We start from the raw sequence: 22,286 nt of genomic DNA, 5'->3' as shown, positions 1-22,286 counted from the left end.
TCACCCACAAAACTGGATCTGTGCCTACGTTCGTCACAAATTCGGAGGTTGGCGGACGATACCGCTGAGTACGTCGTCCAGAGTGACCACGCCGAGCATCTGCCCGCCGGCACCGGTCACGGCGGCGAGCTGGGCCCGTCGCTTACGCATGGTCGCCAGGACGTCCGCGAGCGTCGCCGTCTCGCCGAGCACCGGCAGGGCGCGGATCGGCAGCGGCTGACGGGAGCCGTGCCCGTTGAGCGCGTCCAGGACGTGCAGGTAGCCGCGCAGCTCGGCGGGGCTGTCGCCGTGCACCGGGAACCGGGAGTGACCGTAGCGGCCCGCGTACTCCTGCAGCCCGAGGCTGTCGATCGTCGCGGGGACGCTCACCACCTCGTCGATCGGCACCATGACCGTGCTGACCGGGCGAGCGTGCAACGCGAGCGTGGCGATCATCCGGTCGCGCTCGTCCTGGCGGAGCAGTTTGTGCTGACGCGACTCCTCGATCAGCACCGGGAGCTCCTCCGAGGTGTAGACGGTGCGGATCTCGTCGGTCGGCGGGATGCGCAGCAACCGCAGCACCACGTCCGACATGGCCTTGACCAGGGTGAGCAGCGGGCGTATCGCTCGGGCGAGAACGAACAGGGCGGGCACCAGCCACAGCGCCGCCGTGTTCGGGCCGGACAGCGCGAGGTTCTTCGGCACCATCTCACCGATGATCACGTGCGCGGAGACCACCAGGAGCAGCGCCAGGGCGAAGGCGACCGGATGCAGCATCTTCTCCGACAGGCCCACGGCGGCGAAGAGCGGCTCCAGGGCACGTGCCACGACCGGTTCGCCGAAGGCGCCGAGCATCAGCGAGGCCAGCGTCACGCCGAGCTGGGCGGCCGCCAGCATCGTGGGCATCGTGTTCATGGCGGCGAGCACCGCCTGCGCCCGGCGTGAGCCCGCCTGCGCCTGCGGCTCGAGCTGGGTGCGGCGCGCGGAGATGAGGGCGAACTCGGCGCCCACGAAGAACCCGTTGACGGCCAGGAGCAGTACGAGGACCAAGCCGTCGGTGATGGTCATGAGAGGTCCTGACTCGGCGCGGTGAGGGTGATCTGCTCGATGCGCCGGTTACGCATGGATTCCACCCGGAGCGTCCACCCGTCGACCTCGACTTCGTCGTCCGGATCGGGGATGCGGCCGAGCCGGGCCATGACCAGGCCCGCGAGCGTCTCGTAAGGCCCTTCGGGCATGCGGAACCCGGTGCGTTCCTCGACCTCGTCCGCCCGCAGCACGGCCGGCGCGCTGATCGAGGCGCCCGGCGCGAGCAGCGCGGCCGTGGGCTCCGCCGACTCCTCCTCGGGCAGGTCGTACTCGTCGGCGATGTCGCCGATCAGCTCCTCCACCAGGTCTTCCACGGTGACGATGCCCGCGAAGCCGCCGTACTCGTCGATCACCACGGCCATCTCGACCCCCGTCGAGCTGAGCCGTTCCTGGACCACCTCCAGGTTCACCGACTCGGGCACCGTGACCGCCGGCCTGGCGATCGCGCTCACCGGCGTCCCTTCCCGCTCCGCCACCGGCACGGCGCAGGCGCGGGGGACGCTGGCCACGCCGAGGATGTCGTCCAGCTCCGCGCCGCCCACCGGGATGCGCAGGTGCCGGGTGCGGCGGGCCAGCTTGAGGAACTCCGCGACGCTGGTGGATCCGGCTATGGTCACGCAGTCCGTACGCGGGGTCATCGCCTCGGCCGCGATCTTGCCGCCGAAGCGCATCGCCCGGTGGAGCATGGCGGCCGTGCTCGGCCGCAGCACCCCGGCCTCGGCCGAGAGCCGCACCAGCAGGCCCAGCTCCTCGGGGGAGCGGGCCGAGGCGAGCTCCTCCTGCGGCTCGGCCCCCAGCCGGCGGACGATGCCGTCGGCCACCGCGTTGCACACCTTGATCAGCGGCCCGAACGCCGCGGAGAACACCCGCTGCGGCGGCGTCGCCAGCCTGGCCACGGCCATCGGCTTGGATAGGGCGGCGTTCTTGGGCACCAGCTCGCCCAGGACCATCTGCGCCACCGTGGAGATGACGATCGCCAGGACGACGGAGGCGCCACGACCGGCCGGAACGTCCTCCAGCAGCGGTTCGAGCAGGTCGGCGATGGCCGGCTCGGCCACGACGCCGAGCAGCAAGGACGTGACGGTGATGCCGAGCTGCGCCCCGGACAGGTGGAACGACAGCCGCCGCACCGCGGCCTCGATCCCCTGCGCGCCCCGGTCCCCGGCCTGCGCCAGCTGGTGGACCCGTACGCGTTCGACGGTCACCAGGGAGAACTCCGCCGCGACGAAGATCCCGTTGGCCAGGATCAAGGCCAGCGCCCCGAGCAGGAAGACCACATCCAGGACCATGGCCGAAAGCTAGCACCAGGGGAAGACAAGTGTGTCTGGCGGAGTCACCGTTTCGATACGTTGGACCATATGACGACTTCTCACCTCGAGGCCTCCCAAGTCGTTCAACCGGCGCTGCCCAGACTCGCCTGGCTGGACGCACTGCGCGGCATCGGGGCGCTCGCGGTCGTGGGTGAGCACCTGATGACCTGGGCCTTGCCCTGGTTACGGCCCACCTCGTTCAACCTCGGCATGTACGGCGTGCTGGTGTTCTTCCTGGTCAGCGGGTACGTCATCCCGATCTCGCTGGAACGGCACGGCGACGTGCGGGCCTTCTGGATCGGCCGCCTCTTCCGCCTGTATCCGCTCTACCTCGCGGTCGTCGGCCTGGTCCTGGCCCTGTCGTGGTGGATCCCGGTGCGCGTCGAGGTGCCCCGGGATCCCGCTTCGGTGGCCGCGCACGCGACCATGCTGATGGACGTGGTCGGCTCCGGTGCCGTGGTGAACACCATGTGGACGCTGTCGTACGAGATGGTCTTCTACCTGCTGGTCGCCGCCCTGTTCGCTACCGGGACGCGCGGTGGTCGCGGGCTGCTCGCGGTCGCGTTCGGGCTGGCCGCCGTCATCACCGGCCTCGCGCTGTCCGGCACGCCGCTGACCGGCGGGTGGCTGGCCTGGGTGTCGTTCGCGGGGTTCGCCGCCGGCCTGGTGTGTGTGATCTCCGGCCGGATGCGGACGGCCGCGTGCTGCGCGCTGGGGGTGATGGCGCTGGCGCTGCTGTTGCTGAGCAGCCGCGTGCCGTGGTTCGGCGCCGCGATGCTCGCGGTGATGTTCATCGGCACGGCGATCCATCGGTGGGAGCGTGGGCAGGGCGCTCTGTGGCCGGTGGCGCTCGCCGCGACGCTGGTGACGCTGTCGCCCTTCTGGGCGATCAACGCCGGGTGGTGGTGGGTGCGGCCTCAGGTGTGGGCGTTGACCATCGTCCTGGCGGCCCTGACGTTCGCGGGGGGCATGGCCTGGCGTAGGCGGCGCGTGCCGTACGTCCTCACCTGGCTCGGCGTGATCAGCTACTCCCTCTACCTGATGCACCTGCCGATCCTCACCCTCGTCATCGAGGTGGTGGGCGAGATGCGCTGGTCGCCGTGGCCGATGCAGATCGGCATCGGCCTGTTCGTCATGAGCGTGGTCCTGCCGGGCAGCTGGCTGACCTACCGATTCCTGGAGCAGCCCATGCAGCGCCTCGGCCGCCGGCTGGCTCGCGCGCGATGATCGGCGCCACCGCCGTCCGCCGGATGGCAAGCTTGGGGCGTGCGTGTGATGCTGCTCGGCCGGTTCGAGATACGCGACGACGAAGGCCGGCCGGTCGAGATCCCCGGCACGAGAGTGCGCGCGCTGCTGGCCAGGCTCGCGCTCGAACCCGGCCGGGTCGTGGCGATCGACGTTCTCACCGCGGCCATCTGGGGCGATGAACCGCCGGCGGGCAGCGCCAACGCCCTGCAGTCCCTGGTCTCCCGCTCCCGCCGGCTGCTCGGCGCCACGGCGATCGAGTCGCGGCCGCCCGGCTACCGGCTGGCGATCGAGCCCGACGACGTCGACGTCACCCGCTTCGAGCGGCTGACGGCCGCCGGCAGCCTCGCGGCGCTCCGCGCGGCCGAAAGCCTGTGGCGGGGGCCCGCGCTCGCGGATCTCGCCGACCTGCCGTTCGCCGCCCCCGCAGGGGTACGGCTGGCCGAGCTGCGGTTGTCGGCCACGGAAGAGCGGCTGGAGCTGGAGCTCGCCGAAGGCACCGACGTCCTCGGCGAGCTACGGCCGCTGGCCGCCGCGCACCCCTTGCGCGAACGCCTGCAGGGCCTGCTGATGCGCGCCCTCTACGCGGCCGGCCGGCAGGCGGACGCGCTCGACGCCTACGAGCGGACCCGGCGCACGCTGTCCGACGAGCTCGGTGTCGATCCGTCGGCGGAGCTGGCCGAGCTCCACCTGGCGATCCTCCGCCACGATCCGCGCCACCAGTCCCGCAGCCAGACCCGGCGCACCAACCTGCGCGCCCAGGTGACCAGTTTCGTCGGCCGGGAGCAGGAGCTCGCGCAGCTCGCGAAGGCGCTGGAAGCCGGTCGGCTGGTCACCGTCGTCGGGCCGGGCGGCGCGGGCAAGACGCGGCTCGCCGCCGAGGTCGCCGACCGGGCCGCCGAGCTGGCGCCCGACGGCGTCTGGCTGGTCGAGCTGGCAGCGGTGACCGAGCCGCTCGACGTCGCCCACGCCGTGCTCACGGCGATCGGCGCCAGGGACGCCGGCCGGTTCGAGTCCGAGGGCGCCGCGGCGCATCGTGACCCGGCCGGCCGGCTGGCCGAGGCGCTGGAGGGGCGGCGCGTGCTGCTGGTCCTGGACAACTGCGAGCACGTCGTGTCGGCCGTCGCCGTGCTGGCCGACCGCCTGCTGGGCGCCTGCCCCGACCTGCGCATCCTGGCCACGAGCAGGGAGTCCCTGGCCATCGGAGGCGAGAGCCTCTACCCCATCCCGCCCCTGGAGTGGCCGGCGGTCACGGTCGACGATCCGCGGACCTACCCGGCCGTGCGGCTCTTCATCGAGCGCGCGGTCTCGGTCCGCCCCGGCTTCGTGCCGGACGAGGGCGGCCTCGCCACCGTCATCGAGATCTGCGCACGGCTCGACGGGATGCCGCTGGCGATCGAGCTGGCCGCCGCGCGGATGCGCGCGCTGAGCGTCGAGCAGATCGCGGCCAAGCTCGACGACCGCTTCCGCCTGCTCACCAGCGGCAGCCGTACGGCCCTGCCACGGCACCGGACCCTGCAGGCCGTCGTCGACTGGAGCTGGGACCTGCTGTCCGTCCGCGAACGCGACCTCGCGATGCTCCTGGCCGCCTTCCCCGGTGGCGCCACGCTCGACGCGCTCGAAGCGGTCAGCGGGCCGGAGGCCGCCGACGTGCTCGACGCCCTCACCGCGCTGGTGGACAAGTCCCTGGTGGAGCTCTCCGGCGAGCGCTACCGCATGCAGGAGACCGTCCGGTCGTACGGGATGGCCCGGCTGATCGAGGCCGGACAGGACCGGGCGGTCCGCGACCGGCACGCCCGCCACTTCCTGCGGCTCGCCGAGACCGCCGACGCCGAGCTGCGCGCGGCGGACCAGCTCGGCTGGATGGCGCGGCTGCGGGCCGAGGACGACAACCTCCTGGCCGCGCTGCGGTTCGCGGCCGAGGCCGGGGACGCGGAGCTGGGCGTGCGGCTTCTGGCGGCCCTGTGGTGGTTCTGGTACTTGCAGGGCCGCAACATCGAGGGCATGCACTGGGCGCGCGGCATCCTGGACCTGCCCGGCGAGGTGCCCGACGCGCAGCGCCCGGTGCGGCTGGTGCTGGAGGGGTTCGCCCACCACGGGCTCGGCGCGGTCGAGGCGGCCCGGCAGGCGGTCGACACCGGCATCGAGCTGCGTGACCGGCTGGGCGGCGAGCTGTCCGGGCGGGTCCTGCTGCTGTTCGCGCCCGTGTGGCTGGGCGATCCGGCGGGGGCCGCGCGGGCCGCCGAACGGATGCTGCCGCGAATCACCGGGTGGGAGCGGGCGACGACGCTGCTGATGCTGTCGATCATGGCGGAGAGCGAGGGCGACATCACCCGGGCCTTCACCCTGTTGGGGGAGGCCCGCCAGGGGCTGCTGGCCCTCGGCGAGCGCTGGGCCCTGTCCTCGGCGTTGCGCATGCTCGCCGAACACCAGGCCCGCCAAGGCGACCTGGCCGCCTCGATCGAGGCGCGGCTGGAGGCGCTCCGCCTGGCCGGCGAGCTCGGCATCGTCGAAGATCAGGCCGCCATCCTGGCCTACCTCGCGATCACGCGCGCCCGGCTCGGCGAACTCGACCAGGCCCAGGCCGACATGGAGGCGGCCTGGGAGTTCGTGACGCGGCTGCGTAAGCAGGAAGGCATCGAGTACGTCCGGCTGGCGCGGGCCGAGGTCCTGCTCAGACGCGGCGAGCGGGCGGCCGCTCTGCGCGAGCTCGACGCGGTGGAAGCCGCGACCCCGCACTCTCCGGTCCGCGCGTCGGCCGGCTGCTACCGGGCGATGGCCGCCCTGCTCGACGGCGACGTGGCCGGCGCCCGGCCGCCGCTCGACACGGCGATCGAGCTGGCCGCCGACGCGGCGGACATGCCGGCCCTGGCCGGTGCGGCACACCTGTGCGCCGCGCTCGCGCTGGCCGACGGCGAACCCGCGCGAGCCGCCCACCTGCTCGGCCTGGCCACCGCGCTGCGCGGGACAACGGATCTCAGCGGGTACGACAATCTGCTGCGGCCCGCCGAACGCGCCCGTGCCCTGCTCGGCGACGCGGCGTTCGCCTCGGCCTACGACAGTGCCGCCGCGCTCACCCGGGACGCCGCGATCCAGGCCGTACGGCGGCGCTAGCGCGCCTGGTCACGGTTGAGGCGGATCAGCGTGATGCCGTACGTGATGATCCAGACCACCCACATCAGCCAGCCCAGCAGACCGAGCAGGCCAAGCGGACCCTCGTGGTCGATGACCAAGGGGGCGAGGGTGGCCGAGCCGAACATCAGCGCGGCCGACACCAGCCCCCAGGTGCCATGCCATGACCGGATGAGACCGGCACGCAGGCCGCCGATCGACAGGCCGAGCATGGCCAGGGCCAGGAAGGTGCCGTTGAGGGTGAACAGCGCGCCGTGCAACCCCCAGAGCCCCGAGCTCGCCGTGCTGTCGTGGGCGAGCGCGAGGCGGATCGCGATGATCCCGGCGAAGGCGGCGTTCTGCAGGGCCAGGCCGGTGAATCTCCTGGCCTGAAGTGTCCCTAGGGGCCGGAAGCGTCGTCCACAGGCAAGGGGCGTGCTTTGAGGCCGGCGAGCATCTCGTCACGGAAGAACCGCAGATGCTGCCGCCAGATCTCGCCCGCCTGCTCGGCGTCGCCGGCCTCGATGTACTGGATCACCATCCGCGCCTCGTCCATGTGGCCCTTGCGGGTGTGGTCGGGGATCAGCGCCTGGGAGCGGAGCGCCACCCAGCGTGGCGATTCGGTGTAGCGCAGAGCTTCCTCCAGGGCCCGCTCCAGGATCGGGTTGCGGGCGGCGCGGGCGATGGCCCGGTGAACCGGCAGGTCGCTCTGGTAGTGGCCGGTCGTGCGGAACTCCTCTTCGAGCGCTCGGCCGATGGCCTTCAGTTGTTCGATGTCCTCGGGGTAGCGCTTGGCCGCGGCGAGCTCGGCGAGCTGTGGTTCCACGGCGAGCCGGGCCTCGAAGACCTGGGTCGGCAGCAGCTCGATGCCCCAGTTCTCCACATGCGACGCGGTGGCGACGACGACGTTGCCCCGCCCCTGATAGGACTGGATGATGCCGGCGAGTTCCAGGGCGGCGAGAGCCTCGCGGAGCGTGGGGCGGCTGACCCCCAGCCGCTGGGCGAGCTCGCGCTCCGAGGGCAGGCGCTCATACCGCTCGATCGGCTGGTCCCGGATGGCCGTGACGATCCGGTCCGCGACCTGCGCGGCCGCACTGCGTACCACGACCGGGGCGAACAGATCGTCAGGGGGTTCGGTGTTCATCTCACATCCATCGTGAAGGGAGGGCATGTCCGGCAGACCGGCTATACCGGAGTGACGGTGTGACCCGCTGCGGCGAGGGTCGCGAACGCGGCATCGGCCTGTTCGGACCTGACCAGAACGTAGTCCGTGTCATAGGTCGAGACCACGAAGATCGGGATATTGGCTTCGGTGAGCGGCCCGGCGATCGACGCGAGGATGCCCGTCAGGGAGAAGTCCAGCGGACCCGCCACCACCAGGCAGGTCCAGCCGGGCTCGACCCTGGCCTCCGCCCGTGGGGCGAGAGCCTCGGGGCAGACGAGGGACAGCTCGTCGGCCGTCCTGGTGAGGCAGTAGAGCGAGCCCGTTCCCGCGACCGGGACGGTGTGCTCGGTCGCGGGGTTCATGCGGCACACCGCGTACGTCTCGGGAAGCACCCGCAAGGTCACGCGCGGCGGGGCCGGTGAGGTCTCAGTCATGGGCGGGATCCTGTTCGGCCATGGCGCGCACCACCGGTGCCATGGCCTCGAGTGCCTGGGCCACGTAGTCGCGGCCGAATCCGACGTTCATCCGGAGATAACCTTCACACCCGAAATACACCCCCGGGCAGACCAGCGTGGAGGCGTCGATACGTAGACGATGCCCGACCTCGACGGAGTCAAGCGCGGTGGCGAAGCGGACGAAGGCCAGGGGAGTGGCCATCGGCCGGTGCGCCGTGACGAGGCCCCCGAGCGACCGCTTCCAGCCCTCGAACAGGGCCCATCCCTCGCCCATCGCCGCGCGGTTGCGGCCGAGGATGCGGGCCGCGGTGTCCTTCCGCAGCGCGAGGGCGGCCAGGACGTTGTCCAGGCGCCCGGTCGCGATGGCCGTGTACTCGTGACGCCGCCACAGCTCCCGGATGACGGCGGGCGGACCGGCTGCCCAGCCGACGCGCAGGCCCGACAGTCCGTACGACTTGGACATGCTGTTGACGCCGATGACCCGGTCATAGCGGCCGACGAAGGTACGGGCGGGGGCGGCCGGGTCGTGCTCGCTGCCGTGGTAGACCTCGTCGGCGATCAGCCAGGCGCCGCAACGCTCGGCGATCTCCACGATGGCGGTCATCTCGTCCTCGTCGAGGATGTAGCCGACCGGGTTGTTGGGGTTGCAGACGTAGATGACCGAGGTGCCGGGGACCGCCAGGTCGCTGAGAGCCTGCAGGTCCGGCCGCCAGCCGCGCTCGGGATCGAGCCGGAAGGCGCGTACGTCACAGCCCCGATTCCTGGCCAGACCCCAGACCTGCTGGTATCCGGGCTCCATGACGATGACCCGGGAGCCGGGCGGGCAGTAGGCGTCGACGATGGCGGCGTTGGCCTCGGAGGCGCCGACGGTGACCAGGACGTTGTCCGCCGTGAGGTCACCGCCGGGATAACCGGCCGCGATGAGCTCGCGGAGCTCCCGCTCGCCGTTGACCTCGGGGTAGTACAGCTCGGTGGCGAGCAGCGCCCCGAGGTCGGCGTCCGGGCCGAGGAGTTCGGCGAGCGAGACCGGGTCGATGGTGCTGTCGGAGAGGTTGAACCGTACGGTCTGCTCGTAGTCGGACTGCCAGTTCTCCAGCTCGAAGCGCTGGTATGGCGGCGAGGTGTTCACCATGCGTATGCCTCCGGTGCGGGGCCGGACGCGGGGAAGACGGCGTCGAGCGCGGCCAGGTCTGAGGGGGACAGGTGCAGTTCGGCGGCGGCCAGCCCGTCCCGCAGGTGCGCCAGGGTGCGGGCGCCGACGACGGGAGCGGTCACTCCGGGCTGGTGACACAGCCAGGCCTGGGCGACGGTGGCGGGTGGGTGACCGAGTTCGCCGCACAGCACCTCATAGGCGGCGATGCGGTCGCGTCGGCGGTCGAGCTGGGTGGTGGCTCGCGAGCTGGCGCTGCGGGCGGCGGTGCGGGTCTTGGCGAGGATCCCGCCGAGCAGCCCGGAGTTGAGCGGGCTGTACGGGAGCACGCCGATGCCATAGGCGCGGCAGGCGGGCAGGATTTCCAGCTCCGCCGTGCGCTCCATGAGGTTGTAGATGCTCTCCTCGGCCACCAGGCCGAACAGCCCGCGGGCCCGCGCGGCCTCCTGCCCTTGCACGATCTGCCAGGCGGCGAAGTTGCTGGTGCCCGCGTACCGGATCTTGCCCGCCTGCCGCAGGTCGGTGAGCGCCTCCCAGATCTCCGGCCAGCCGGTGGCGCGGTCGACATGGTGCAGCAGGAAGATGTCGAGGTGGTCGGTGTTCAACCGGCGGAGTGACGCCTCGCAGGCTCGCCGGATATGCCGGGCCGACAGGTACATGTCGTTCGGGCCCGGTCCCATGCGGCCGTACGCCTTGGAGAGCAGCACGATCTGGTCGCGCCGGCCCGGACGGTCGGCCAGCCAGCGGCCGATGATCTGCTCGGTGAGCCCTTTGGCGGGATCGTGGTCGGCGATGGTGCGGTTCGCGTCGGCGCCGTAGACGTCCGCGGTGTCGAAGAGGTTGACTCCCGCGTCGACGGCGGCGTCCATGATGACGCGGGAGTCGGCCTCGGAGGTCTCGGGGCCGAAGTTCATGGTGCCGAGGGCGACGGGGCTGACGCGCAGCCCCGAGCGGCCGAGAGGGCGGTACTCCACGATCAGCTCTCCTTCCCGGCGAACCGGTCCGGTGAGAACCGGTCGAGCGGGATGTCGCAGGCCCCGTCGAGGGCGAGGTCGACGGTGATGTCCCCGATCCCGGCCGCGTGCTTGAAGCCGTGGCCGGACATCCCCCCGGCCAGGACCAGGGTGGGCGCGCCGGAGGGAACGCCGATGACGAAGTCACCGTCGGGGGTCTTGGAGTTCATGCAGGCGGCGGCCGTGACGGCACGCGGGGTGAGGCCGGGGAACGCGGTTCGGCAGAAGTCCTCGGCCGGCCGCAGGTCGCTCTCGCTCACCGGGTGGTCGTTGTCGCGGGCGTGGTCGAGCCACCGCTTGGGCGCGGTGGGACCCGCGCCCACCTTCACCCCCCTGCCATCGACATCCGGAATGCCCCAGCCGTCGACCGTCCCGCTCTCCCGGATGAAGACGGGAAACACCTCGGGCCGGTACGCCTCGCGGTCCGGGCCGGTGAACCAGGAGAGCAGCGAGCGTTGCACACGCAGGGGAAGGGCCAGGTCGGGCAGCAGGTCGGTGAACCAGGCCCCGGTGGCCACGATGGCGCGCCGGGCGTGAAAGGTGTCGTCGCTGGTCTCCACCCGTACGCCGTCGTCGTCGTGGCGCAGCGCCGTCACCTGGGTCTGGAAGTGCAACCGGGCGCCGGCCGCCGAGGCGCGGCGCAGGGCGGCGGCGATGGCCGCCTCGGGGTCGAGGACCCCGGCTCCGGGCTCCAGCACGGCCACATCGCCGGCGATGGTGGCGTGCTGGGGGTAGCGGGCGGCGAGCTCGTCCGGCTCCAGCAGCTGGTGTTCGATGCCGGCCTCCTTGGCGCAGCGCAGTGCGTCGTCGATGAGCGCGCCGTCGCGGGGGCCGATGCACAGCCCGCCGGAGCGGCGGAACAGCGTGGTCCCCGACTCGGCCTCCAGCCGCTGCCAGAGGGTGTGCGCGCGCTCGACGACCGGGATGTACTCGCGGCCTTCGAAGAGGGTCTTGCGGAAGATCCGGGAACCGCCGTGCGAGGAACCTCGGTCGTGGGCGATGCCGTACTGCTCTATGCCGAGCACCGAGGCACCTCGGGCGGCCGCGCGCCAGGCGGCCATGGAGCCCATGGCGCCGAGCCCGAGCACTGCTATGTCGTAGGTGTTGCGGATGGTCATGAGGGAGGACTCCTGGTGGTGCTAGAGCACTTTGGACAGGAACGCCTTGGTCCTGTCGTGCACGGGATTGCCGATGACCTGCGCGGGCGCCCCGGATTCGACGACCACGCCGTCGTCCATGAAGACCAGGGTGTCGCCCACTTCGCGGGCGAAGCCGATCTCGTGCGTGACGATGATCATGGTCAGGCCTTCGCTCGCCAGGTCGCGCATGACGTCGAGGACCTCGCCGACCAGTTCGGGGTCCAGGGCCGAGGTGGGCTCGTCGAACAGCATGAGTTTGGGTCGCATGGACAGGGCGCGGGCGATGGCGACGCGTTGCTGCTGGCCTCCCGACAGCCTGCGTGGGTAGGCGTCGAGCTTGTCGCCGAGGCCGACCCGGCGCAGCAGCTCCACCGCCCGGTCGCGGGCGGACTCCCGCGGCTCTCCCCGCACCATGACGGGGCCGGCCATCACGTTCTCCACCGCGGTGTAGTGGGAGAAGAGGTTGAAGTCCTGGAACACCATGCCGATCTCGGCCCGCTGGCGGCTGAGCTCGCGGGCGGACAAATCGTGCAGCCGGTCTCCCGACTGGCGGTAGCCGATCAGTTCGCCGTCGACCCAGATCCGGCCGGACTGGATGCGCTCCAGGTGGTTGACGCACCGCAGGAAGGTGCTCTTCCCCGACCCCGACGGGCCGATGACGCACATGACCTCTCCGCGACGGACCTCCAGGTCGATGCCCTTGAGCACCTGGTGACGACCGTAGCTCTTGCGTACGCGCTCGGCCCGCAGCAGCGGTTCCCCGGTCATGTCAGTCCCTCCTGGCGAGGCCGCGACCGGCGGAAGCGCCGGTCCGGGCGGTCGGCGTCGGGCGAGAAGTGCCGCTCGACGAAACTCTGCGCGACGGTGAGCAGGGAGGTCACGAGCAGGTACCACAGACTGGCCACGATCAGCAGGGGGATGGTCTGGAAGGTTCGCGAATAGACGATCTGGGCGCTGTAGAGCAGGTCCGGGATGGCCAGCACGCTGACCAGGGAGCTGGTCTTGAGCATGGAGATCGTCTGGTTGCCGGTCGGCGGGATGATGACCCGCATCGCCTGGGGAAGGACGATCTTCCGGGTGGTCTGCAGCCCGGTCATGCCCAGCGCGTTGGCCGCCTGGATCTGGCCGGGCGGCACGGACAGGATCCCGGCCCGGACGATCTCCGCCATGTACGCCGCCTCGTTGAGGGCCAGCCCCAGGATGGCCGCCGTCATCGGGGTGATGACCTGGTTGGCGTCCAGGGAGAGCAGATCCGGGCCGCCGAACGGAAGGCCCACGGCGATCCTCGGGTACAGCGCGCTGATGTTGAACCAGAAGACCAGCTGGACCAGGAGCGGAGTGCCGCGGAAGAACCAGATGTAGCCGCTCGAGGTGGCGGACAGCAGCTTGTTCCTCGACCCCTTCATCACGGCGAGGACGATGCCCATCAGGACGCCGATCACCATGGACACGCAGGTGAGCTGGAGCGTCAGCAGCAGGCCGGAGATGATGGTCCCGTCCGTCAGCCACCGCGCCACCACGTCCCACTGGTAGCGGGGGTTGGTGAAGGCGGAGGACACGACGCCGACGAGCAGGATCGCGGTCAGTCCCGCCGCCAGCCAGCGGAAGGGGTGCCGTTGCGGGACCGCCTTGATGGTGAGGTCGGGGCGATCTGATGGGTACGCCATGGTCTAGGCGCAGCCCTTCATCACCGGCTGGAAGTAGTACGTGTGGCCGGCCTTGATCTCGTCGGGATCGGTGAAGATCTTGGACTCGATCACCGTCCCGTCCGGTCCCACGCCCCAGGGAGCCGAGACCTTCTCGTAGTCCGCGCTCAGCGTGGCCCCCTCGACGGCGACACCCGTGCCCCAGGTCTTGGCGATCTCGGCGTAACCGCCGGATTTGATCAGGGAGTTGATGCTGGCCTGCAGGGCCTTGAGCAGCGGGGTGTTGCCCTTGGGGACCGCGATGCCGGCGATGCTGTGGCTGGTCTGGTACGTACTGATCACGCACATCGCGTTGCCGGAGTGAGCCGCGGCGTATTCGACCTGGGGCTTGTCTCCGACCGCGATGTCGGCCCGGCCGGACTGCAGGGTGAGCACCACGACGTTCTGGTCGGGGATCTGCAGGACCGTGACGGGTTTCTTGCCGTTCTTGGTGCAGGTGGCGCTGGCCTCGGTGACCGCGTCGACCTGGCTGACGCCCTTCTGGACCGCCACGCGGTAGCCGCAGAGCTGGTCGAAGGCGTTGACCTCGATGCCCGAACCCTTCTTGATGAGGAATCCGCCGCCGGACAGGTAGTAGGAGACGAAGTCCATCGCGTCCAGCCGTTCGTGCTCGACGCTGAAGCCCGCCATGCCGACGTCGTACTTGGCCGCCTGGAGCCCCGGGATGATCGAGTCGAAGGAGATGTTCTCCCAGCGGGCCTTCAGGCCCATGGTCGCGGCGATCGCGGTCCCGAGGTCGATGTCGAAGCCGGTGAGGGTCTTGTTGTCGTCCTTGAAGAACTCAAGCGGTGCATAGGGGGCATTGGTCGCGAAGACCAGCTCGCCGCTGGACTTGTACTTGTCGGGGACGAGCGCCTGGACCTCGGGCACCGCCGGGATCTTCGGCGGGGCGGCCGGAGATGATCCGGTGGCCGAGGCGCCGCCGGTGGCCGGTGAGCCGCCGGTGGGGGCGCCGCAGGCGGTCAGGGCCAGCAGGCCGGCGGCTGTGAGGAAGGACAGGGAACGACACCTACGCTTGTGGGACATGGTGCTTACTCCTTGGGGGGTGTGGGACTTGAAGCAGACAGGCTCCTGCGCCGTTCGCGTTGCGCACCGGCGCTCGTGCGCACGTCATGGTCGGTGATCGGGACTCAGGGGAGTCTGAAGTCGAAGGGGGCGTCGCGGTCGCAGCTCAGCCGCCCGTCCTCGACGCGTACGAGAGCCGCCTGGGCGACGGACGACTGGGAGGAGGTCGGGACCTGGTCGCCGAAGCTGTCGTGTCCCGACTGGGTGTAGTAGACGAGGTAGGCGGTCGAGTCGCCGACCGGGATCACGTCGGGGGACCGGACCGGCCCGCCATCCCCCAACCGGCTGCCCGAGGTCGCGACGAACGCGCCGCTCTCCTCCCAGGTCAGCGCGTCATCCGACCGGTATGACGTCAGGCCGGCCCGCGACTCCGCAACCAGCCACCAGAAGCCGCCGAGCCGGAACACCACCGGGCTCTCGTGCCACTGCGGCAGCACGGTCACCGGGGCGGACCACGACGCGGGCGCCAGCAGGCGGCTGCTGACCGAACGCAGGGCCCCGCCCGCCGCCTCGTCCTTGAACCACAGGGTCCACAGCCCGTCGGGGGTACGTGCCACGCACGGGTCCACGGCGTGGTCGGTGCCGAGATCCAGCCGCCCGTGATGCCGCCAGGTCCACAGGTCGGTGCTGCTCAGATGGTGGATCCGGCGCAGCCACGGGCTGGGGCGGCCGTGGGTGTCCCATGCCGGGTCGTCGGGCACACCCCGGATGAACGTGGTGAACAGGTGATACGTGCCGTCGTCCGATGCGACGACCGCCGGACCCCAGAAGGTGTTGTGCCCGGGCTCGATGGGCAGGTCGAGGGTTCCCCGGTAGAGCCAGCTCGCGCCGTGGTCGTCGGAGGACGCGAGCCCGAGCGGCGTCCCGTGGCACCTGCCGATGGAGGCGGGGCCGGACAGGCGGACGTTGGCGCGGCGGTGGGCGAAGACGCACCACCACGTGGACGTGGCGGGGTCGCGCACCAGGACCGGGTCGGTGACCCCGTCGAAGAGCGGGTCGGTGATGAGCGGCGCGAGCGGTGGCGCCGCGGTGGGGGTGGTCACTGGTCGGTTGCCTCTCTGTGCGCGTACGCGTCTCGCGCGGCCGCCTCGTAGCCGTTGGTGGTGGCGGAGGTCACGGCGGGGGCGAGCGAGCCGTGGAGGTTACGCGCGACCGCCGTCTCGTTCCAGGACAGACCGGCGACGCAGCGGTCGGCGAAGATCCGCGTGGCGGCGCTGAGCGCTGGTAATCCGGTCAGCAGGTTCAGGGTGACCACCGGGGCCATCGCCGAGACCTCCAGCTCTCCCGCGCTGACGGCCAGATGGGCCGTCGTCGCCGCGCCGGCCAGTTGGAAGGCGGTCTGCATCGCCAGCTCCGGGATGACCGGATTGATCTTGCCCGGCATGATCGAACTACCCGCCTGCATGCTGGGCAGGATCACCTCGCCGATGCCGCCGTCCGGCCCGGAGGCCAGGAGCCGCAGGTCGGTGGCGACTCGGGCGACGACCCGGCCGGCCCGGCTCATCGCCTCGGTCACGGCCGCCAGCGACTCCAGCGACGCCAGCCCGTAGTACGGGTCCTCCGCGCGGCGCACCGGCTTTCCCAGGGCCGCGGCCAGGTTCCGTACCGCCAGGTCCGCGAAGCCGTCCTCGGCGCCGAGCCCCGTGCCCACCGCCGTGCCGCCCAGCGGGACCGCGAGGAGCCGCTCCGCGGTCAGGGCGAGATTCTCCACCGCCTGGCCGATGCCGTACGCCTGGGACCGGTGCACCGCGCTCACCGGGAGCGGCACCGCGTCCTGCAGGCAGGTACGGCCCAGGTGCTGGAGCGTGTCGTACTCGTGGGCCTTGGCGAGCAGCGCCTCCCGCAGCCGGTTCAGCGCGTCCACCGCGTCCATGGCGGCCGGGTGGACCGCGATCCCGATGGCCGTCGGCATGACGTCGTTGGTGGACTGGCCCCGGTTCACGTGGTCGTTGGGGTGGATCTCGGCGTTCTGCAGGATCTGGCTCGCCCGGCGCGCCAGGACCTCGTTGACGTTCATGTGCGTCGAGGTGCCACCCCCGCCTTGCAGGACGGGGAGGATGAAGTGCCGGTCGTGCCGCCCGGCCAGCACCTCCACCCCGGCCGCGACGATCGCGTCCGCGACGGCCTGATCCACTACCCCCAGCTCGGCGTTGGCGCGGGCCGCGGCGATCTTGACGTGCACCACCGCGTGGACCAGCTCGGGGTGATCGCACAACCGGGGGCCGGGTATCGCGAAGTTCTCCGCCGCGCGGGCCGTGTGCGCCCCGTACAGAGCGTCCGCTGGAACCAGCACTTCGCCCAGCGAGTCGCGCATGGGTATGGCTGCCGTCACGTATCCCCCAGATCGGAGAAGTTGCCAGGTGGCCTGACCAATTTCTTGGACGCAGACTTCCACTGGCCAGGCCACCTGTCAAGAGGTCGCCGAGGTGATCTCCGGCTGGGCGGGTGGCGCACCGCAGGTCCGTCGTTCACGATGAAGGCCCGGATCCACCATCAACAGGGAAGGTCAAATTTCATGCGCTTATCTGTTCTCCTGACGCTGGGCGCCGTGTTCACCGCCGGTCTGCTGGCGGTCCAGCCCGTGGCGTCGGCCCAGGCGGCGGTGCAGTTCTATGCCGACTCCGGCGACTCGTGCCTTCGCGGCAGCACCGCGGGGACGCTGGACTGGCTGACGGGGCCCGTGATCCGGCCGACCGTCAAGGTCGACGGTTACCTGTCCGACGACGCCAACCTCTCGCCCTGCACCCGGGACGGCATGTACTCCACCGCCGTCTTCAACGCCTACAACGGCACCGCCCTCGTCGACTCGGAGACCGCCAAGGCGGACGACGCCCAGGTCCCGCTCTCCTTCACGCTGTCGGATCCGGCGGGAGTCACCGCCATCGATCGCGTGGTCGTCCAGGTGTGCCGGTTCAGCAGCTCGCCGATCGGGATCAGCTACTGCGGCAAGGCGGCGGAATACAAAATGCCCTGAGTCTCCGGCCGGCCGGACGTCAAGAACGGGTGCGCGGCTCCGACCCTTCCTCGAAAGCGAAAAACGCTGAACCGAGGAGCCGGGCATGCGCAAGATCATTCACTGGGTGCACACCTCGATCGACGGGCACATCGACGGGCCGCAGGGCGAGTTCGACTGGCCGGAGATGGGTGACGAACTGTCGGCCTACTCCGAGGCGCTCAGCGACAGGGCCGACACCTTCCTGTACGGGCGCGGCGTGTGGGAGGGGATGGCGAGCTTCTGGCCGAACGCGGAGTCGCTCTCGGACCACCCGCACGTCCTGAAGTTCGCACCCCTCTGGCGGGAGACTCCGAAGATCGTCTTCTCGACCACGCTGAAGGAGGACGGCTGGGCCGCCAGGATCATCGGCGACAACCTCGCCGCCGAGGTCTCCGAGCTCAAGCGGCAGCCCGGCAAGGACCTGCTGCTGACCGGCGGCTCCCGCCTGGCCGCCGCCCTCACCGACCACGGCCTGATCGACGAGTACCACGTCGCGGTGCACCCGGTCGTGCTGGGCGGCGGCAAGCCGCTGTTCGTCCCCCGCGAGGACCGGATCAAACTGCGGCTCGTCGCGTCGCGCACCTGTGACTCCCGGGTGGTGGTGTCGCGGTACGACCGTGGCTAGCGTCGTGCCGCGACACCTCCACGACCAGGCCGTCCTCGGCGAGCTCGCCGCAGCGTGATGGTGGGCGCGTGCCGTGGTGGAGGGATTCGGTGGTGTGAGCGGGGCGCACCAAGTGGCCATTGACAGTGGTAAACGCCGTCGGGCGGTGGGTTCAGAGGTTGTTGCACTTGCGATAGGAGATGGGGACGCGTGGTGACCAGGGGCCGTCGTTCTCGCGTACCTGGACGTAGGCGTTGTACGGCTTGGCGAACGTACCCCCGCCGCACAGCACGTTGCCGGTGTCGAGACTGTAGTTGCCTCCAGGGTCCTTGCCCGCCCCTGCGTACGCAATCTTGCTCCAGACGGTCGCCCCGTCGGCCACGATCTTGACGCTGACCCGCGCGCCGGGGGCGAGGTAGTAGCCCCGGACGCCGGCCGTGTAGTACGTCGACTCGTTCGTGGTGGAGCAGGAGCCGCCGTCGCAGCTCGTCGAATCCGGATCGTGCCGGGTCCTCGTCATGATCACCCAGGCCAGCCGGTACGGCGCGACCTCGTTGTCCAGGCGCGCCTGGGTCCGCGAGCTCGGCACGACGCACCTGAAGTCGCCCCGGTAGGCCTCACGCCAGACGAAGCCCTGGGTGCAGGCGTGCCAGACACCCGTGGCGTTCTCGCGGGCGGTGCGGTCGCGAGCAGCTGGGGTGACGCACACGTGGTCGCTGTTCTGGGCGCCGCGCCAGACGTACCCGGTCCTGCAGGTGTCAGGCGATGACCCCGCTCTCGACGCCCCGGCGGGCGACGCGCCGATCGCCGTCACCGCCAGGAAGCCGGCGGCGGCCATCCCCGATGCCTTGACCCATGTCTTCATGGTTCTCCTCCAATGTGTGGTGTGTGCGTGATCACATAGAGCGCCTGGAAGGCGGGCGACCTGCTTCCGCCCCTGCTCAAAGCGCTTCCGACGTTCCTGGAGCGGGTTTCCTCGACCGACCGAGCTCAGGATGGCGAGGTTCGCAGGCGCCAGATCTGGTTGGAGCGATCGGAGCAGGTGGCCTGCAGCACGTCGGCGCCGTGGGCGCGGGGTGGCGATGGCCGACGATCCGCGAGACTGCGCCTGCGACGCGGGAGGCGGTGCGGATGTCCAATGGGGTGTCTCCTGCGGACGTGACGGTGTTGTTGCCGCTCTCACACTCGCCGTCTCCGATCCCGGGCAGCAGAGCCGGAAGTCCCGGCGCATGCGGGATTCTCGGCTCACACGGCAGGAACCGAGCGGTTCCTGTCCGGCCCATGCCGACGCGCCTGACAGCCGCGGCGTGGCCGGCCAACTACCAGAGCCGCTATCAGTCCAGATCAGGGCGTTTCGGGGCGAGCGCCTGTGCGGCCAAGGGCGCGAGCTCGGGCCGTTTGACGCGCCCGCGTGGGGAATGCGGATGGTTCACGCGATCGAGGAGAAGACGATGAAGGCGGTCACCTGGCACGGCAGGCGCACCATGGCCACGAGCCCATCGGCGTCGCCGGGGAGGTAGGAAGCCAGGTCACCCGCATCCGGCCGGGAGATCGCGTGGTCGTGCCCGCGGCTGCCCCACGTCTCACCTTCCAGGCCGGTCCTGTGGCACCGAACCCAGCCCGGCGTCACGCGCCCGCGCCACGGCCGCCGCCCGGTCCGCGACGTGCAGCTTGGCGAAGATGTTCGACACGTTGTTGCGCACGGTCTTCTCGGTCACCCCGATGCGCAGCGCGATCGTCCTGTTGTTCGCGCCCGTCGCCATGAGCGCGAGGATGTCGCGCTCGCGGCCGGTGAGGTTGGGGAAGGGCGTCACGGTGGCGTCGGCGCCGACCGCGAAGAACTGGGTCAGGCGCGCCGCGACCGCGGAACCGAAGATCACCTCTCCCGCCGCGACCACGAGGATCGAGCGCAGGATGGTCTCGGGTTCGGCGCCCTTGAGGACGTAACCCCGGGCGCCGGCGCGCATCGCCGCGAAGATCGAGGCGTCCTCCTCCACCATTGTCAGCACCAGCACGGCGACGTCGGGCAGCGCGGCGACGATCCTGCGGGTCGCGTCGACGCCGTTGAGACCCGGCATCCGCAGGTCCATGACGACCACGTCGGGGCGCTGCTCGAGCGTGACGGCGACGGCGTCGTTGCCATCGGCGGCCACCCCGGCCAGCTCGGTCTCGGCCGCGTCGCAGATGAGGGACCGCAGCCCCTCCCGGAACAGCGGATGGTCATCGGCCACGACGACTCGTACCGTCACAGCGCCTCCTCGAACAGCGGGAACTCTGCGCGCACGAGCGTCCCGCACGGGTCACGCCGGCGCACCACGCACACGCCGCCGAGCTCCGCGGCCCGCTCCCGCATGGAGTTCAGGCCGACGCCCGCGCGGTATCCGTCCGGCAGGCCGGCGCCGCCGTCGGCGATCGACAGCTCCAGGCGGCTGTTCACCGCGAGCTGGACCGACACGGGTGTTCCCGGCGCGTGGCGCACCGCGTTGGTCAGGGCCTCGACGGCGATGCGGTAGGCCGCCACCTCCACCGCGGCGGGCAGCGACGGGAGCGCCTCGGGAACGTCGATGCTCGCCACACCCAGCCGTACCGCCTGTTCCCGTACGGCCCCGGCCAGGCCCAGCTCGTCGAGGATCGGCGGCCGCAGGTCGTAGACGAGGCGGCGGATGTCGTCGACCGCCGATTCGGTGGCTTCGCGGAGCCTGGTCAGCAGCTCCGCGAGAGACCCGTCCGGCGGGGTCGCCCGGCGTACTGTGTCGATGCCCAGGGCGATGCCGGCGAGCGTGGGGCCGAGCCCGTCGTGCAGGTCGCGGCGCAGCCGCCGCCTCTCCTCTTCGCGCGTCGTCACCAGGCGCTGCCGCGAGGACTGCAGCGCCTGGGTCAGCACGACCGCGCGGGCCGCCACGGCCACCTGCTTGGTCAGGTCCGCCAGCAGCCGCCGCTCGTCGGCCGAGAAGTCGCCGCCGCTGCGGGTCTGCAGCATCAGGTGGCCGATCGTCTCGCCGGCGAAAGGCAGCGGCAGCGCCTGCGTCTGGCCGGGAAGCGCGCGGCCGTGACGGCACAGCACCTCGCCGCCCGCCTCGATCGCGACGTACGGCAGGCGAAGGGCCTCGGCGACCGTACGGACGGCGGCCGGGAGGATGTCCTCGGGCGCACCGGCCGCGTCCAGCCGGTCGCCGAGCCGGGCGAACGCGGCGGCCGGATCGTCCCGGAGCCCGTAGACGAGCTGGTTGATCCGGCGTTGCACCAGGTCGCGCAGCGGCAGCACGGCCAGGGCGGCCATGACCGCGGCGACGACCTGCGGCACCAGCCCGCCGAAGACCAGGCCGAGCGAGACGACCGCGACGAGGTAGACCGCGACGAGCGCCAGGCTCAGGAACCCGTACACCAGCGCCCGGTTGAGCACCGCCCGGGTGTCGAACAGCCCGTGCCTGGCGATGCCGATCCACGCCGCGGCTCCGACCGCGATCGCCGCGCAGTTCTCCAGGACCGCGATGGGCGCCGTGTCTCCGGAGGTGAATCCCGCGATCACGCACGCGAAGTAGGAGGCGGGGACGACGAACGACACCCGCGCCGCTGTACGCAGGGCGGGTGCGTACGGGCCGGTGTCGCGCCGGGCGAAGCGCCACAGCGAGACGCAGGCCAGCAGGCTGAGCGGCCCGAAGAGCAGGATGCTGATCACCAGCCCGTCGGCGCCCGGCACCGCGATGGGGTTGTAGAGCCCCGCCACCGCCACCGGGTCCGGCGTGAGCAGCGCCCACACCAGTAGCACGAGCAGATCGACGGCGAAGACCAGCCCGAGCACCCGCCGGCGCCGCGTGTCCAGGCGGCGGTCGGGGAAGAGCAGGATCCCGAAGGTCGCCATCACCGGGACGCTGAGCAGGCTGAACGGGGTCTGCACTACGTAGATCCAGGAGGCGGCGTCGATCCTGCCGGTGTGCGCCCCGATGTCGGCGGCGGCGGTGAGCGCGGCCGCGACCGGCGCCGCCGTACCCGAGACGAGGAAGATCCAGCCGGTACGGCTGCGCGGCCGCGTGCGCAGGATCGCCGCGGCGACGAAGGCGACCGCCAGGTACACCACCGCGGTTACCGAGATCAGGATCGACAGCCAGCTCAGCCGGCCGGTGCCGATCAGAGCCGCGCCGGCGGCAGCGAAGAGCACGGCCAGCGTCACCATGACCGATACGACGGGTCTGAGCTTGGAAGCCATCAGCGTCGATTGTGGGCCAACGGCGGGTCGCGGGGAAGTCGCATCCGGGTCGG

At 71.1% G+C, this 22,286-nt stretch carries 20 protein-coding genes; 4 read left to right on the top strand and 16 right to left on the bottom strand.

All coding sequences use genetic code 11. The annotated features are described in order from the left end of the window. Positions 1-33 precede the first annotated feature (33 nt). The gene (locus KME78_RS45200; RefSeq protein ID WP_219536114.1) at positions 34-1,047 is read right to left on the bottom strand and encodes a hemolysin family protein; all 1,014 of its coding nucleotides are present in this window, start codon (positions 1,045-1,047) and stop codon (positions 34-36) included. Beyond that, the gene (locus KME78_RS45195) at positions 1,044-2,357 is read right to left on the bottom strand and encodes a hemolysin family protein (RefSeq protein WP_219536113.1); all 1,314 of its coding nucleotides are present in this window, start codon (positions 2,355-2,357) and stop codon (positions 1,044-1,046) included. The genes KME78_RS45200 and KME78_RS45195 overlap by 4 nt, the downstream gene beginning before the upstream one ends. Before the next feature lie 69 nt (positions 2,358-2,426). On the opposite strand from KME78_RS45195, the gene KME78_RS45190 reads away from it, so the two are divergent. Beyond that, on the top strand, positions 2,427-3,605 hold the full coding sequence (locus tag KME78_RS45190) for an acyltransferase family protein (RefSeq protein ID WP_219536112.1): 1,179 nt from the start codon (positions 2,427-2,429) through the stop codon (positions 3,603-3,605). Positions 3,606-3,653: 48 nt separating this feature from the next. Further along, the gene (locus KME78_RS45185) at positions 3,654-6,737 is read left to right on the top strand and encodes an AfsR/SARP family transcriptional regulator (protein ID WP_246653368.1); all 3,084 of its coding nucleotides are present in this window, start codon (positions 3,654-3,656) and stop codon (positions 6,735-6,737) included. Here the strand turns inward: KME78_RS45185 and KME78_RS45180 are convergent. The 11 genes from KME78_RS45180 to KME78_RS45130 form a co-directional block, all read right to left on the bottom strand. After that, positions 6,734-7,015: a hypothetical protein gene (locus KME78_RS45180; RefSeq protein WP_219536110.1), complete on the bottom strand. Its 282-nt coding sequence runs from the start codon at positions 7,013-7,015 to the stop codon at positions 6,734-6,736. The two genes, KME78_RS45185 and KME78_RS45180, sit on opposite strands and share 4 nt — an antisense overlap. A 119-nt stretch (positions 7,016-7,134) precedes the next feature. Then, a complete protein-coding gene (locus KME78_RS45175; RefSeq protein WP_219536109.1) occupies positions 7,135-7,878 on the bottom strand; it encodes a FadR/GntR family transcriptional regulator in 744 nt (247 codons plus the stop codon). Positions 7,879-7,919: 41 nt separating this feature from the next. Continuing rightward, positions 7,920-8,333 (bottom strand): ACT domain-containing protein, encoded by a 414-nt coding sequence (locus KME78_RS45170; RefSeq protein WP_219536108.1) that lies wholly within the window; start codon positions 8,331-8,333, stop codon positions 7,920-7,922. Continuing rightward, positions 8,326-9,486, bottom strand: coding sequence for an aminotransferase class I/II-fold pyridoxal phosphate-dependent enzyme (locus KME78_RS45165; protein WP_219536107.1), 1,161 nt, complete (start codon positions 9,484-9,486; stop codon positions 8,326-8,328). The genes KME78_RS45170 and KME78_RS45165 overlap by 8 nt, the downstream gene beginning before the upstream one ends. After that, positions 9,480-10,478: an aldo/keto reductase gene (locus KME78_RS45160; RefSeq protein ID WP_219536106.1), complete on the bottom strand. Its 999-nt coding sequence runs from the start codon at positions 10,476-10,478 to the stop codon at positions 9,480-9,482. Before KME78_RS45160 ends, KME78_RS45165 begins: the two co-directional genes overlap by 7 nt. Positions 10,479-10,480: 2 nt before the next feature. After that, positions 10,481-11,635 (bottom strand): N-methyl-L-tryptophan oxidase, encoded by a 1,155-nt coding sequence (gene solA, locus KME78_RS45155; protein ID WP_219536105.1) that lies wholly within the window; start codon positions 11,633-11,635, stop codon positions 10,481-10,483. Positions 11,636-11,656: 21 nt separating this feature from the next. Continuing rightward, positions 11,657-12,424 carry an amino acid ABC transporter ATP-binding protein gene (locus KME78_RS45150; protein WP_219536104.1) on the bottom strand — a complete coding sequence of 256 codons (768 nt, stop codon included), beginning with the start codon at positions 12,422-12,424 and terminating at the stop codon, positions 11,657-11,659. After that, the gene (locus KME78_RS45145) at positions 12,421-13,323 is read right to left on the bottom strand and encodes an amino acid ABC transporter permease (protein WP_219536103.1); all 903 of its coding nucleotides are present in this window, start codon (positions 13,321-13,323) and stop codon (positions 12,421-12,423) included. Before KME78_RS45145 ends, KME78_RS45150 begins: the two co-directional genes overlap by 4 nt. A gap of 3 nt (positions 13,324-13,326) precedes the next feature. Then, on the bottom strand, positions 13,327-14,388 hold the full coding sequence (locus KME78_RS45140; protein WP_219536102.1) for an ABC transporter substrate-binding protein: 1,062 nt from the start codon (positions 14,386-14,388) through the stop codon (positions 13,327-13,329). Between the two features lie 104 nt (positions 14,389-14,492). Then, positions 14,493-15,470: a glycoside hydrolase family protein gene (locus KME78_RS45135; RefSeq protein ID WP_219536101.1), complete on the bottom strand. Its 978-nt coding sequence runs from the start codon at positions 15,468-15,470 to the stop codon at positions 14,493-14,495. Next, a complete protein-coding gene (locus tag KME78_RS45130) occupies positions 15,467-16,759 on the bottom strand; it encodes a lyase family protein (protein WP_219536100.1) in 1,293 nt (430 codons plus the stop codon). The genes KME78_RS45135 and KME78_RS45130 overlap by 4 nt, the downstream gene beginning before the upstream one ends. 183 nt (positions 16,760-16,942) lie before the next feature. Between KME78_RS45130 and KME78_RS45125 the strand changes: the two genes are divergently transcribed. After that, positions 16,943-17,401 (top strand): hypothetical protein, encoded by a 459-nt coding sequence (locus KME78_RS45125; protein WP_219536099.1) that lies wholly within the window; start codon positions 16,943-16,945, stop codon positions 17,399-17,401. Positions 17,402-17,486: 85 nt separating this feature from the next. After that, complete coding sequence (locus KME78_RS45120) at positions 17,487-18,047, top strand: dihydrofolate reductase family protein (protein WP_219536098.1); 561 nt, start codon at positions 17,487-17,489, stop codon at positions 18,045-18,047. Between the two features lie 151 nt (positions 18,048-18,198). Here KME78_RS45120 and KME78_RS45115 read toward each other — a convergent pair whose 3' ends face one another. The 3 genes from KME78_RS45115 to KME78_RS45100 form a co-directional block, all read right to left on the bottom strand. Continuing rightward, on the bottom strand, positions 18,199-18,891 hold the full coding sequence (locus KME78_RS45115) for a hypothetical protein (protein WP_219536097.1): 693 nt from the start codon (positions 18,889-18,891) through the stop codon (positions 18,199-18,201). 718 nt (positions 18,892-19,609) lie between these two features. Next, entirely contained in the window at positions 19,610-20,275 is a 666-nt protein-coding gene (locus KME78_RS45105; protein WP_219536096.1) for a response regulator transcription factor, read from the bottom strand. After that, entirely contained in the window at positions 20,272-22,233 is a 1,962-nt protein-coding gene (locus KME78_RS45100; RefSeq protein WP_219536095.1) for a sensor histidine kinase, read from the bottom strand. The genes KME78_RS45105 and KME78_RS45100 overlap by 4 nt, the downstream gene beginning before the upstream one ends. Positions 22,234-22,286 lie beyond the last annotated feature (53 nt).

Origin of the sequence: Nonomuraea guangzhouensis (assembly GCF_019396345.1) — a bacterium.
In the GTDB taxonomy this organism is placed as follows: domain Bacteria; phylum Actinomycetota; class Actinomycetes; order Streptosporangiales; family Streptosporangiaceae; genus Nonomuraea; species Nonomuraea guangzhouensis.
This window is presented reverse-complemented; position numbering and strand designations above follow the sequence as displayed.